Origin of the sequence: Pseudomonas sp. D3, from assembly GCF_029320995.1 — a bacterium.
Classification (GTDB): domain Bacteria; phylum Pseudomonadota; class Gammaproteobacteria; order Pseudomonadales; family Pseudomonadaceae; genus Aquipseudomonas; species Aquipseudomonas paraveronii.
The window spans coordinates 5,807,056-5,819,670 of sequence record NZ_CP119772.1; the positions used below are offsets into that span (position 1 = coordinate 5,807,056).

The window sequence follows — 12,615 nt, forward strand, 5'->3', positions numbered from 1 at the left end:
GCTGTACCGTTGATGGGACAAACTGTCACACCGACTGTACCAAGGCTGGCACAGCAGCGCTTTTCAGCACTCGCCAACCCCCTGATTTAACTGGCTTGCAAGGCAGTGGCCCGACCTTTGCTCTACGCTTTATCAAGCGCTTGCCGCGCTGCACTCCAATAAACATAAAAAGCCAGGAGATACCCACCATGCGTTACGCACACCCCGGTACTGAAGGCGCGATCGTTTCGTTCAAGGCCAAGTACGGCAACTACATCGGCGGCGAGTTCGTGGCGCCGGTCGATGGCAACTATTTCACCAATACCTCGCCGGTCAACGGCAAGCCAATCGCCGAATTCCCACGCTCCACCGCCAAAGACATCGACAAAGCGCTGGACGCCGCCCATGCCGCCGCTGACGCCTGGGGCAAAACCTCTGCCCAGGACCGTTCGCTGGTGCTGCTGAAGATCGCCGACCGTATCGAACAGAACCTCGAGCTGCTGGCCATCACCGAAACCTGGGACAACGGCAAGGCCGTGCGTGAAACCCTCAACGCCGACATCCCGCTGGCTGCCGACCACTTCCGCTACTTCGCCGGTTGCATCCGCGCCCAGGAAGGCAGCAGCGCCGAAATCAACGAACACACCGCCGCCTATCACTTCCATGAGCCCCTGGGCGTGGTCGGCCAGATCATCCCGTGGAACTTCCCGCTGCTGATGGCCGCCTGGAAACTCGCCCCGGCCCTGGCTGCCGGCAACTGCGTGGTGCTCAAGCCAGCCGAGCAAACTCCGCTGGGCATCAGCGTGCTGATGGAAGTCATCGGCGACCTGCTGCCGCCGGGCGTGCTGAACGTGGTACACGGTTTCGGCAAAGAAGCTGGCGAAGCCCTGGCCACCAGCAAGCGCATCGCCAAGATTGCCTTCACCGGCTCCACTCCGGTGGGCGCGCACATCATGCATTGCGCGGCCGAGAACATTATTCCGTCCACCGTTGAACTGGGCGGCAAGTCGCCGAACATCTTCTTCGCCGACATCATGAACGCCGAACCGCAATTCATCGAGAAAGCCGCCGAAGGCCTGGTGCTGGCGTTCTTCAACCAGGGCGAAGTGTGCACCTGCCCATCCCGTGCGCTGGTGGAAGAATCGATCTACGACGACTTCATGAAAGTGGTGATGAAGAAGGTCGAGGCGATCAAGCGTGGCGATCCGCTGGACACCGACACCATGGTTGGCGCCCAGGCGTCCGAGCAGCAGTTCGACAAGATCCTGTCGTACCTGGAAATCGCCAAGGGCGAAGGCGCCGAGTTGCTGGCTGGCGGCAAGGTCGAGAAGCTGACCGGCGATCTGGCCACCGGTTATTACATCCAGCCGACCCTGCTCAAGGGCACCAACAAGATGCGGGTGTTCCAGGAAGAAATCTTCGGCCCAGTGGTGAGCATCACCACCTTCAAGGATGAAGCCGAAGCCCTGGCGATCGCCAACGACACCGAGTTCGGCCTCGGCGCCGGCCTGTGGACCCGCGACATCAACCGTGCCTACCGCATGGGCCGGGCGATCAAGGCCGGCCGCGTGTGGACCAACTGCTACCACCTATACCCGGCACATGCCGCGTTTGGCGGTTACAAAAAGTCCGGCGTGGGCCGCGAGACGCACAAAATGATGTTGGATCACTACCAGCAGACCAAGAACTTGCTGGTGAGCTACGACATTAATCCACTGGGCTTCTTCTAACTGACAACTCCCTCCCACATTTTAAATGCACTAAAAAATGTGGGAGGGGCGGTGCGACGATTCGACTTGCCCCCGATGGCGGTGCGTCAGTCACTTAATTGTTGGTTGATCCACTGCTATCGGGGACAAGTCGAATCGTCGCACCGCCCCTCCCACATTTAGATATTCATAAGTACTTGCCAATTGCATCCGGCACACAGAGGCCGAATTAAAAACAATAACAATCAAAGGTACTTCCCCATGCCTAGCGAACCCACTAGTTCTACCGTCGACTTCGAAAAAGTCGGCACCGACTACTTCCAACAACGCGAACTGAAAAAAGGCGCCGCCGGCTGGGTGCTGTTAGTCGGCCTTGGCGTTGCCTACGTAATCTCCGGCGACTACGCCGGCTGGAACTTCGGCCTGGCCCAAGGCGGCTGGGGCGGCATGTTCCTCGCCACATTGCTGATGGCCACCATGTACCTGTGCATGTGCTTTTCCCTGGCCGAACTGTCTTCCATGATCCCCACCGCCGGCGGTGGCTACGGTTTTGCCCGCAGCGCCTTTGGCCCTTGGGGCGGGTTCCTGACCGGCACCGCGATCCTGATCGAATACGCCATCGCCCCCGCCGCCATTGCGGTGTTCATCGGCGCCTATTGCGAGTCGCTGTTCGGCATTGGCGGCTGGATGATCTACCTGGCGTTCTACATCATCTTCATCGGCATCCATATCTTTGGCGTGGGCGAAGCCTTGAAGCTGATGTTTGTGATTACCGCCGTCGCCGCCATTGCGCTGGGTGTGTTTCTGGTGGCGATGGTGCCGCACTTCAACGTCGCCAACCTACTCGACATTCCAGTGACCGAAGCCAAGGGCGCCAGCACCTTCCTGCCATTTGGCTACGTCGGCGTGTGGGCGGCGATTCCGTATGCGATCTGGTTCTTCCTGGCGGTAGAAGGCGTTCCGTTGGCTGCCGAAGAAACCAAGAACCCGAAGCGCGATCTGCCCCGCGGCCTGATCGGCGCCATTGTGGTGCTGACCAGTTTTGCCCTGTTGATCCTGGTGATTGCACCGGGCGGCGCCGGCACCTATGCGCTGATCAAGTCCGGCAACCCACTGGTTGAAGCGTTGGCGCTGTCGTATGGCGGCTCGACCTGGATGGGCAGCTTCGTCAACCTGGTCGGCCTGGCGGGCTTGATTGCCAGTTTTTTCTCGATCATCTACGCCTATTCGCGGCAGATCTTCGCGCTGTCCCGCGCCGGCTACCTGCCGCGCAAACTGTCCCAGACCAATAAAAGCAAGGCGCCGGTCCTGGCGTTGGTGATCCCCGGCATTATCGGTTTCGGCCTGTCGCTGACCGGCCAGGGTGACCTGCTGATCCTGGTGGCGGTGTTTGGCGCGACCATTTCCTACGTGCTGATGATGGCCGCGCACATCACGCTGCGCATCCGTCGCCCCAAAATGGATCGTCCGTACCGCACGCCGGGCGGCATCTTCACCTCCGGCGTGGCGCTGGTATTGGCCTGCGTGGCCGTGGTAGCGGGCTTTCTGGTCGACCCACGGGTGGTGATTGGCGCTGCGATCATCTATGGAGTATTAATTGCTTACTTTGCTTTCTACAGCCGGCATCACTTAGTAGCAGGCACGCCGGAAGAAGAATTCGCGGCGATCCAGGCCGCAGAGGCCGCCTTGCACTAAATGCCGTAAACCTCGACGCGGGCGCCTTACCCACATTTGCCCGCGTCATCCAGGAGACACTGTATGGCAAGTTTTTCCCACGCGGTGGGTGCATCGACCTACCGCTTCGACAGCCTCAAGGACGTGATGGCCAAGGCCAGCCCCGCCCGTTCAGGGGATTTCCTCGCCGGCGTCGCCGCACAGAACGACGGCGAGCGGGTGGCGGCGCAAATGGCGCTGGCCAATATTCCGCTGAAGCACTTTCTGCAAGAGGCGCTGATCCCTTATGAAAGCGACGAAGTCACCCGTCTGATCATCGACACCCACGATAAACAGGCGTTTACCGCCGTCAGCCACCTGACCGTCGGCGGCCTGCGCGACTGGCTGCTCAGTGATGCGGCCGATGAACAATCCCTACGTGCACTAGCGCCAGGGCTGACACCGGAAATGGCCGCCGCCGTGTCGAAGATCATGCGCGTGCAAGACCTGGTGCTGGTGGCGCAGAAGATCCGCGTGGTCACCCGGTTTCGCGGCACCATGGGCCTGCGTGGCCGCTTGTCGACCCGCCTGCAACCCAACCACCCCACTGACGAACCGGCGGGCATCGCCGCGAGCATTCTCGACGGACTGCTCTACGGCAACGGCGACGCCATGATCGGCATCAACCCGGCCACCGACAGCATCGCCTCGATCTGCGCCATGCTGGAGATGCTCGACGCGATCATCCAGCGCTACGAAATCCCCACCCAGGCCTGCGTGCTGACCCACGTCACCACCTCCATCGAAGCCATCAACCGTGGCGTGCCGCTGGATCTGGTGTTCCAGTCGATCGCCGGCACCGAAGCGGCCAACGCCAGTTTCGGCATCAGCCTGAGCCTGCTGCAGGAAGGCTACGAAGCGGGCCTGAGCCTGAACCGTGGCACCCTGGGGCAGAACCTGATGTATTTCGAAACCGGCCAGGGCAGCGCCTTGTCGGCCAACGCGCACTTCGGCGTCGACCAGCAAACCTGCGAAACCCGCGCCTACGCCGTGGCCCGGCATTTCAAGCCGTTTTTGGTGAACACCGTGGTCGGTTTTATCGGCCCCGAGTATCTGTACAACGGCAAACAGATCATCCGCGCCGGCCTCGAGGACCACTTCTGCGGCAAGCTGCTGGGAGTGCCGATGGGGTGCGACATCTGCTACACCAACCATGCCGAGGCCGACCAGGACGACATGGACACCCTGCTGACCCTGCTGGGTGTGGCCGGGATCAACTTCATCATGGGCATTCCCGGTTCCGACGACATCATGCTCAACTACCAGACCACCTCGTTCCACGACGCCCTGTACGCCCGGCAAACATTGGGTTTAAAGCCGGCGCCGGAGTTTGAACAGTGGCTGGCGAAAATGGGCATCTTCACGCAAGCCGACGGCAAAGTGCGCTTCGGCAACAGCCTGCCACCGGCGTTTCGCCACGCCTTGGCGCAATTGGGATGAAGGAGCCGCCCGTGCAACCAGACTTACCCGAAAACCCGTGGTTGGAACTGCGTCGCCTGACCCCGGCGCGCATTGCCCTGGGCCGGACCGGCACCAGCATCCCGACCAACGCACAGCTAGACTTCCAATTCGCCCACGCCCAGGCGCGCGACGCGGTCCACCTGCCCTTCGACCACGCTGGCCTCAGCACTCAGCTTGCCGAGCGCGGGCGTGACAGCCTGTTACTGCACAGCGCCGCCCTCGACCGCCACAGCTACCTGCAACGCCCGGACCTGGGGCGGCGCCTGAGCGACGCATCGGCCCAGGCCCTGCGCGACCATGCGGCGGCCAACCCCGGCGGCGTCGACCTGGCCGTAGTGGTGGCCGATGGTCTGTCGGCGTTGGCGGTGCATAAACATACGTTGCCGTTTCTCACGCGCATGGAAGAACAGACCCACGCCGAAGGCTGGTCCCTGTCGCCGGTGATCCTGGTGGAACAGGGCCGCGTCGCAGTGGCCGATGAGATTGGCCAGTTACTCGGCGCCAAGATGGTGGTGATCCTCATCGGTGAACGGCCGGGGCTGAGTTCGCCGGACAGCCTGGGCCTGTATTTCACCTACAACCCCAAGGTCGGCCTCACCGATGCGTACCGCAACTGCATCTCCAACGTGCGCCTGGAAGGCTTGAGTTATGGCATGGCAGCCCACCGCCTGCTGTATTTGATGCGCGAGGCGTGCCGTCGACAGTTGTCGGGGGTCAATCTCAAGGATGAGGCGCAGCTTCAGACCATCGAGTCAGATGACCCGGACTTGGTGAAAGGCAATTTCCTGCTCAGTCCACTCACGGACTGATCCCCACACGATTGCGCTTTTTCGCGTCTTTAGGCAGCATCAAGTCACGGCCCCTCGCGGGGTCGTACCCCATTTGGAAGTTGAGGCCTGGCATGCGGATCACTCAAGCGACCCCGGAACACCTGGACCTGTTGACCCCGTTGTTCGTCAAATACCGCGAGTTCTACGGGGCCCTGCCGTTCCCGGACTCCTCGCGGGCCTTCCTGGAAAAGCGCCTGCGCCGCAAGGAATCGGTGATCTACCTGGCCCTGGCCGATGACGACGACAAACGCTTGCTCGGGTTCTGTCAGCTGTATCCGAGCTTTTCTTCGTTGTCGCTCAAACGTGTGTGGATTCTCAACGACATCTACGTCGCCGAAGACGCGCGCCGGCAACTGGTGGCGGATAACCTGATGCGCACGGCGAAGAAGATGGCCAAGGAGACCCATGCCGTGAGGCTGCGGGTGTCGACCAGCAGCAACAATGACGTGGCGCAGAAGACATATGAGTCGATGGGGTTTCGCGAAGACACCGAGTTCAAAAACTACGTGCTGCCGATCAGCGAAGACTAAACTCAACGCCTCCAGACACCAAAAACCCCCTGTGGGAGGGGGCTTGCTCCCGAAAGCGGTGGATCATTCAGACTCTTTATAACTGACACGACTCCATCGAGGGCAAGCCCCCTCCCACATTTGGTTCTGTGGTGCTCGGGAGCCGAGTGCCATGACATCCCCCGCTACAAAACCCACACGCTTTTCACTTCTCAATCCGTATAATGCCGACCTTTCAGGGTTGTAAGAAGCGCGACAAATACTTGTAGCCTTATTACCCGAGCCTCCGCACAGGCCTGCCGAGCCGGGCCATTCACACAGGTGCCATCCATGGATTTCAACCCGCTTGACCTTATCCTGCATCTCGACGTTTACCTCGACCTGCTGGTAAAAAATTACGGTCTGTGGATCTACGCCATTCTGTTCCTTGTAATCTTTTGCGAAACCGGCCTGGTGGTCATGCCTTTCCTGCCGGGTGATTCATTACTGTTCATTGCCGGCGCGGTGGCGGCGGGCGGTGGCATGGACCCGGTCTTGCTCGCGGGCCTCTTGATGTTGGCGGCGATCCTCGGCGACAGCACCAACTACGTAATCGGGCGAACGGCCGGCGAACGCTTGTTCAGCAACCCGAATTCGAAAATCTTCCGCCGCGACTACCTGCAAAAAACCCACGACTTCTACGACAAGCACGGCGGCAAAACCGTGACCCTGGCGCGCTTCCTGCCGATCCTGCGGACCTTTGCACCGTTCGTCGCCGGCATCGCGAAAATGCCCTACCCGCGCTTTTTCGGTTTCAGCGTGCTGGGCACCGTCTTCTGGGTCGGCGGCCTGGTGACCCTCGGCTACTTCTTCGGCAACGTACCGTTTATCAAGAAAAACCTCTCGCTGCTGGTGGTGTTCATCATCCTGCTGTCGCTGGTGCCGATGATCATTAGCGTGTTCCGCAGCCGCTTTGGCCGCGCGTCTTCCGAAGCCAAGCCGCAGTAACCTGCGATGTGGTCCCTCAGCGCCTGGCGTCGCCGGCGCCTGCTGGCCAAGCACCCGATTGCCGATGACACCTGGCAGCGGGTGCGCGAGCACCTGACCTTCCTCGACGGCATCAGCGCCGAGCAAGACCAGTGGCTGCGCGAAGCCTGCGTGGTGTTTCTCGCCGAAAAACACCTCACCGCCCTGCCCGGCGTCGAGCTGCACCAGGAACAACGCCTGCTGCTCGCCGCCCAGGCACAACTGCCCCTGATGAACCTCGGCGACCTCGATTGGTATCAGGGCTTCCACGAGATCGTGCTGTACCCCGACGACTTCCTCAGCCCGCAACGCCATCGCGATGCCAGCGGCGTCGAGCACGAGTGGGACGGCGAGCACAGCGGCGAAGCCTGGCAACAAGGCCCGGTGATCCTCGCCTGGCCCGGCGTGCTGGCCAGCGGCAATTGGGAAGGCTACAACCTGGTGATCCACGAGCTGGCGCACAAGCTCGACATGCTCAACGGCGACGCCAACGGCCTGCCGCCCCTGCACCACGACATGCGTGTGCAAGAGTGGGCCAGCGTGATGCAAGGCGCCTACGACGAGCTTAATCGCCAGTTGGACGCCAACCCCGACGCCGAAACCGCCATCGACCCCTACGCCGCCGAAAACCCGGCGGAATTTTTCGCCGTCACCAGCGAATATTTTTTCAGCGCGCCCGATTTACTGATCAACAGTTATCCACAGGTGTACGCGCAACTGAGCCGCTTTTACCGCCAGGACCCTCTAGCCCGCCTCACCCAGCTGCAAGCGCACGACCCACGTTATCAGCCACAAGGCGAATGACTGTACGACGTCTGGTGAATGGCATCGGCGTCAGAATATGCCTATAATCGCCGCCACTTTTAGGCCAATCCGGCCATGTCCATGGCCAACTACGGGGGCAACGCCCAATGAGCTACAGCAAGATTCCGGCTGGCAAAGACCTGCCGAACGACATCTACGTCGCCATCGAGATTCCGGCCAACCACGCGCCGATCAAATACGAAATCGACAAAGACAGCGACTGCCTGTTCGTTGACCGGTTCATGGCCACCCCGATGTTCTACCCGGCCAACTACGGTTTCATCCCCAACACCCTGGCTGACGACGGCGACCCCCTCGACGTGCTGGTCGTAACCCCTTACCCGGTTACCCCAGGCTCGGTTATCCGCGCGCGTCCAGTCGGCATCCTGAACATGACCGACGACGGCGGCGGCGATGCCAAAGTCATCGCAGTCCCCCACGACAAGCTGTCCCAGCTGTACGTGGACGTGAAGGAATACACCGACCTGCCGCCACTGCTGCTGGAACAGATCAAGCACTTCTTCGAGAACTACAAAGACCTCGAAAAAGGCAAATGGGTGAAGATCGAAGGTTGGGGCAACGCAGACGCCGCCCGCGCCGAGATCATGAAGTCGGTCGCAGCCTACAAAGGCTGATACCTGCTCCTCATTGCTGCGACAATCAAAAAAGCCCCGATCATTCGGGGCTTTTTTTGTCGGAAAAACTAAACATCAAGTTCAACACTTAACACTCTATGTTGAACTAACAAGCAACAAAGAAAGATCAGGCTACAACTAAGCAAAAACCTACACCGGCAATTGAACGCATGGTTTATTTGATCTATTTTCCCGGCCAGTAAACTCTGCGTTTATGAATACATCAGGTGATCGCTTAAAAGCGTTATTACGGGAAGTTCATCTTTCCGCTTCCGACTTCGCCAAGAACCGCGGTGTCACGCCTCAACACGTGAACAACTGGTTCAAACGCGGCGTCCCCATGGGCCGACTCAACGAAATCGCAGAACTGCTGTGCGTCTCCAGCCGCTGGCTGCACGCCGGCGTAGGCCCTAAACACCCACCGGCCAACTTCCTGTTGGAAGGTCACGATGCAAGGAAAGCATTGCCCACCCGCGAAGAAAGCGGCAAATACCTCACAGGCCCCGTCCGTCACCCGGAAACCATCGACGTGGAGATCACCCTCCATCCGTCCTTCACCTCAACCGAACACATCCGCCTCTCGCGTCACACCCTCGACACCTTAAACGTAAACCCCGACCGCGCCCTCGGCGCCTACATGGTCGACAACAGCATGATCGACATCATCCAACAAGGCGCCACCCTCGCCATCGACCGCGGCCGCACCCAAATCGTCGACGGCGAAATCTACGCCGTCGAACACGACGACATGCTGCGCATCAAATACCTCTACAACCGCCCCGGCGGCGGCCTGCGCATGCGCAGCCACAACGCCGGCGAACACCCCGACGAATACCTGACCTTCGATCAACGCTTCGAACAGAACTTCCAGATCGTCGGCTGGGTATTCTGGTGGTCCACCCTCAACAACCGCCGCCCACCCGTGCCACTGGATGAACACCTACTGGGCTGGGAAGGCTCTAAATCCGATCCGGAGGTGGGCAACTGAGGGGAATGTGGGTATCATGCGCCGCACATTTGGCAGGGGTTGGTTTTAGGCCATTCACCCTGCCAGGCGATGCGGAAAACTCCCGCGGATGCCCCGACTATTCAGCCAGACGCGATGTTGGCTGAGCGATTTGAAGGCTGCTGAGGTTTGTCAAAAACAAGCTGAGGCAGTCCCCGAGAAGCCGGCCACAAGCCGGCTTTTTAATGCCTGCAGTCATCGAAATCCAAATACCCAACGCCCGTTCCGCCACCAGCTTCGCCATCTCCACCAAATGCATCACCGCCCTCTGCGGCGCAGCCAGCGGCTCCCCGAGCGCCTGCGATGTCGCCACCGCACATTGCAGCAACTCAGCCACACGCACCCAGCATCCTCAAAGCTCAGTTCTTCATTAACAGTAAAGGGGTTGGTCGTAGGCTATGACGGCGAATCCGAAACAACGTTATCCATAGCAAAACTCCTAGCAGTAAGTGAATACCACCGTCCTTTCGCGACTAAACGAGCAGAGGTGGCGGCTGTACGCAGGTTAGTCGACCGGCCGCTAGGCACCGGCGCACCCGGAGGTGCCCTGCGCACAGCCACCATAAAGTGCAGGTGAGAAGACACCTGTCTTTGGGATGGCGCGTGCGCCTAGCGAAGTCCGGGCGACTAAACCCGATCACTGAATTTGCAGTGACGGACCGCAGCCTAGTCACGGAATTTCGCTGACGCAAGCGACTCGGATTTTCTAGGAAACGTCCTGCAAATGAAAGGGATCGATACTGCTAGCAGCTCAACCAATTGTCCCTTTTAAGTTGACAGTAAGACGCCTCCCAGCCGATTTATCCCCCACACCCCACCCATTAATCTGTGCCCATGTTGAACGCAACGCCCAACCCACTTAAACAAAAAAGGATTCAACCATGAGCGCACCAACCTACAACCGCTTGAACAAAGACGACGCCGTAGTCCTGCTGGTCGACCACCAGACCGGCCTGATCTCCCTGGTGCAGGACTTTTCGCCCAACGAGTTCAAGAACAACGTGCTGGCCCTGGCGGATCTGGCCAAGTTCTTCAACCTGCCGACGATCCTCACCACCAGCTTCGAGCAAGGCCCGAACGGCCCGCTGGTGCCGGAGTTGAAGGAGATGTTCCCGGACGCGCCGTACATCGCCCGTCCTGGTCAGATCAACGCGTGGGACAACGAAGACCTCGTCAAGGCGATCAAGGCCACCGGGCGTAAGCAGATCATCATTGCCGGTGTGGTGACGGATGTGTGCGTGGCGTTCCCGACGTTGTCGGCGCTGGCGGAGGGGTTTGAGGTGTTTGTGGTGACGGATGCGTCGGGCACGTTCAATACCACGGTGCAGCAGGCGGCGTGGAGCCGGATGACGCAGGCCGGTGCGCAGTTGATGAACTGGTTTTCGGTGGCGTGTGAGTTGCATCGCGACTGGCGCAACGATATCGAAGGCCTGGGCAATCTGTTGTCCCAGCGTATTCCGAACTATCGCAACTTGATGAATGGTTATGCGGCGCTGACGGCGCAGCAGAAGTAAGAGAACCGCCGTCAACGATAGGCCTGCTTGAAAAAGCAGGCTTGCTTCGGGGACTGTCATAAATTTTGTGTTCGGGCATAACATTGCAGAAGAGGTGCATATATGCCGACCAAAAAGAAACCGGCCCGTGAGGCCCCGCGTGATCTTCCAACCATTCCCAAAGAGCTGATCGACCAGTTCGTCAGCGGTCCGATGAGTGCCGAAGCCATTCAGGATGCGTCGATGGCGTTCAAAAAGGCGCTGATCGAGCGAGCCCTTGGTGCCGAACTGGGTCACCACCTTGGCTATCCTCAGGGCGCGGAGCGCCCTGAGGAGTCGAGTAACCAGCGCAATGGCAAGAGCGGCAAAACGGTGCTCACCGATGACGGCCCGCTTCGCCTGGACATCCCCAGAGATCGCGATGGAAGTTTTGCGCCGATCCTGATCCCAAAACACGAACGCCGATTTACGGGCTTTGATGACAAGATCATTGCGATGTATGCCCGAGGCATGACGGTCCGTGAGATCCGTGCATTTCTATCCGAACAGTACGGAACAGAGGTCTCTCACGATTTCATCAGCTCAGTGACCGATGCGGTTTTAGACGAAGTCACTGCCTGGCAACAACGACCGCTTGAGCCGATGTACCCGGTGATTTTCTTCGATGCGTTGCGAGTCAAAATTCGCGACGAAGGTTTGGTTCGCAACAAGGCAATCTACCTGGCGCTGGGTGTCTTGCCGGATGGAACCCGAGACATCTTGGGCATTTGGATTGAAACAACCGAAGGTGCGAAGTTTTGGATGAAGGTCTTCAACGACCTCAAAACCCGAGGTGTCGAGGACGTCTTGATCGCAGTAACTGATGGCCTCAAAGGTATGCCTGAAGCGCTGAGCGCGGTATTTCCCGAGACGACGTTGCAGACCTGCATTGTGCATTTGATCCGTAACAGTCTTGATTACGCGCCTTGGGATAAGCGCCGCGAGCTGGCGAAAGCGTTGAAGCCGATCTATCAGGCACTCAACGCTGACGCCGCTGAACAAGCGCTGTTAGCCTTCGAAACCGGCCCTTGGGGCAAGCAATATCCAACGGTCGCAAAGGCCTGGAAGCGTGCGTGGGATCGAGTTATCCCCTTCTTCGTGTTTCCTCCGGCCATACGTAAAGTGATCTACACAACGAACGCCATCGAGAGTATCAACGCTCAGTTGCGCAAGATCATCAAGACCAGAGGCCATTTCCCAACGGACGATGCCGCGACGAAGCTAATCTGGTTGGGCTTACGCAATATCACCGCAAACTGGGGCAAGCCGGCACACGACTGGAAGAGTGCGATGAATCAATTTGCGATCTTGTATGGAGATCGATTTATCAGGCCGACCTGGTAAAACTACGGCCTGCCTAACGGCAGGCCGTTAACGGCCCGCACACAAAAAATCTGACACTCTCTTGCTTCGTTAAATACCGCTATGGACG

11 protein-coding genes and 1 pseudogene are annotated in these 12,615 nt (G+C 59.3%); 11 read left to right on the forward strand and 1 reads right to left on the reverse strand.

The window, feature by feature from the left end; all coding sequences use genetic code 11:
* Window positions 1–188 precede the first annotated feature (188 nt).
* The 9 genes from P3S72_RS26860 (at window position 189) to P3S72_RS26900 (ending at window position 9,633) form a co-directional block, all read left to right on the forward strand.
* Entirely contained in the window at window positions 189–1,709 is a 1,521-nt protein-coding gene (locus P3S72_RS26860) for an aldehyde dehydrogenase family protein (protein WP_253399469.1), read from the forward strand.
* A 240-nt stretch (window positions 1,710–1,949) separates the two neighbouring features.
* A complete protein-coding gene (eat, locus tag P3S72_RS26865) occupies window positions 1,950–3,383 on the forward strand; it encodes an ethanolamine permease (RefSeq protein ID WP_276195030.1) in 1,434 nt (477 codons plus the stop codon).
* Between the two features lie 63 nt (window positions 3,384–3,446).
* Complete coding sequence (locus P3S72_RS26870) at window positions 3,447–4,841, forward strand: ethanolamine ammonia-lyase subunit EutB (RefSeq protein WP_247401420.1); 1,395 nt, start codon at window positions 3,447–3,449, stop codon at window positions 4,839–4,841.
* The gene (eutC, locus tag P3S72_RS26875; RefSeq protein ID WP_276195031.1) at window positions 4,838–5,671 is read left to right on the forward strand and encodes an ethanolamine ammonia-lyase subunit EutC; all 834 of its coding nucleotides are present in this window, start codon (window positions 4,838–4,840) and stop codon (window positions 5,669–5,671) included. The genes P3S72_RS26870 and eutC overlap by 4 nt, the downstream gene beginning before the upstream one ends.
* Before the next feature lie 92 nt (window positions 5,672–5,763).
* On the forward strand, window positions 5,764–6,222 hold the full coding sequence (locus P3S72_RS26880) for a GNAT family N-acetyltransferase (protein ID WP_276195032.1): 459 nt from the start codon (window positions 5,764–5,766) through the stop codon (window positions 6,220–6,222).
* Between the two features lie 309 nt (window positions 6,223–6,531).
* On the forward strand, window positions 6,532–7,188 hold the full coding sequence (locus P3S72_RS26885; RefSeq protein WP_057005938.1) for a DedA family protein: 657 nt from the start codon (window positions 6,532–6,534) through the stop codon (window positions 7,186–7,188).
* Between the two features lie 6 nt (window positions 7,189–7,194).
* Window positions 7,195–8,010: a M90 family metallopeptidase gene (locus P3S72_RS26890; RefSeq protein ID WP_276195033.1), complete on the forward strand. Its 816-nt coding sequence runs from the start codon at window positions 7,195–7,197 to the stop codon at window positions 8,008–8,010.
* A gap of 107 nt (window positions 8,011–8,117) precedes the next feature.
* A complete protein-coding gene (gene ppa, locus P3S72_RS26895) occupies window positions 8,118–8,645 on the forward strand; it encodes an inorganic diphosphatase (RefSeq protein WP_003237090.1) in 528 nt (175 codons plus the stop codon).
* A gap of 214 nt (window positions 8,646–8,859) precedes the next feature.
* On the forward strand, window positions 8,860–9,633 hold the full coding sequence (locus tag P3S72_RS26900; protein ID WP_276195034.1) for a S24 family peptidase: 774 nt from the start codon (window positions 8,860–8,862) through the stop codon (window positions 9,631–9,633).
* Window positions 9,634–9,865: 232 nt separating this feature from the next.
* Here the strand turns inward: P3S72_RS26900 and P3S72_RS26905 are convergent.
* Window positions 9,866–10,080: pseudogene (locus P3S72_RS26905) on the reverse strand (hypothetical protein); the annotation flags it as partial.
* A 452-nt stretch (window positions 10,081–10,532) separates the two neighbouring features.
* On the opposite strand from P3S72_RS26905, the gene ycaC reads away from it, so the two are divergent.
* A complete protein-coding gene (ycaC, locus tag P3S72_RS26910) occupies window positions 10,533–11,165 on the forward strand; it encodes an isochorismate family cysteine hydrolase YcaC (RefSeq protein WP_276195035.1) in 633 nt (210 codons plus the stop codon).
* A gap of 102 nt (window positions 11,166–11,267) precedes the next feature.
* Window positions 11,268–12,527: an IS256 family transposase gene (locus P3S72_RS26915; RefSeq protein WP_276194114.1), complete on the forward strand. Its 1,260-nt coding sequence runs from the start codon at window positions 11,268–11,270 to the stop codon at window positions 12,525–12,527.
* The last annotated feature ends 88 nt before the right edge of the window (window positions 12,528–12,615 follow it).